Source organism: Alteripontixanthobacter muriae, assembly GCF_013336795.1.
In the GTDB taxonomy this organism is placed as follows: Bacteria; Pseudomonadota; Alphaproteobacteria; order Sphingomonadales; family Sphingomonadaceae; genus Pseudopontixanthobacter; species Pseudopontixanthobacter muriae.
In genome coordinates this window covers 1-743 of sequence record NZ_JAAFZT010000028.1, presented here as the reverse complement: position 1 = coordinate 743, position 743 = coordinate 1, and the positions used below count along the sequence as shown (strand labels likewise).

Below are 743 nucleotides of genomic sequence, written 5' to 3'. Positions count from 1 at the left end.
GTGACGTGACCCCCTGATTTTCCTCCAAGTTGGATTAGAGTCCGGCCCTGACAGAAGGACGGACGAGATGAAGAGAACGAGGTTTTCAGAAGAGCAGATCATTGGTGTGCTGAAGGAGGCAGAGGCTGGCGCGAAGACCGCTGACCTGGCCCGGCGGCACGGGGTGTCGGAAGCGACGATCTACAACTGGAAGTCGAAGTATGGCGGGCTGGAGGTGTCCGATGCCCGGCGGCTCAAGGAGCTGGAGAGCGAAAACGCGAAGCTGAAGCGGTTGCTGGCCGATGCGATGCTGGACAAGGCTGCGCTGAAAGATCTTCTGGCAAAAAAGTTTTGACGCCCGCCGCGCAGCGGGAAGCTGTTGCTCATCTCCAGGCCTGCCACGGAATGAGCGAACGGCGGGCGTGCCGTGTCATGGATGCCGATCGCAAGAGCGTGCGATACCGTTCCACGCGGGACGATAACGCTGGTCTGCGTGAGAAGCTGCGCGAGCTGGCCAACCAGCGTCGCCGGTTCGGCTATCGCCGTTTGCATATCCTGCTGCGCCGGGAAGGGATCATGATCAACCGGAAGAAGACCCAGAGGCTCTACAAGGAGGAAGGGCTGGCAGTGAGGCGACGACGCAGCCGCAGGCGTGCTGTCGGCACGAGGGCTCCTGCTCCGGTTCTGGCTCTGCCGAACCAGCGGTGGAGCCTCGACTTCGTTCATGACCAGATGGCGTCGGGCAGACGGTTCCGGGTGCTCAA

Annotated in this window: 1 pseudogene; it reads left to right on the top strand. The window is 61.8% G+C overall.

Annotated elements, in window-relative coordinates:
- Positions 1-67 precede the first annotated feature (67 nt).
- A pseudogene (locus tag G7A66_RS09175) lies at positions 68-743 on the top strand (transposase); the annotation flags it as partial.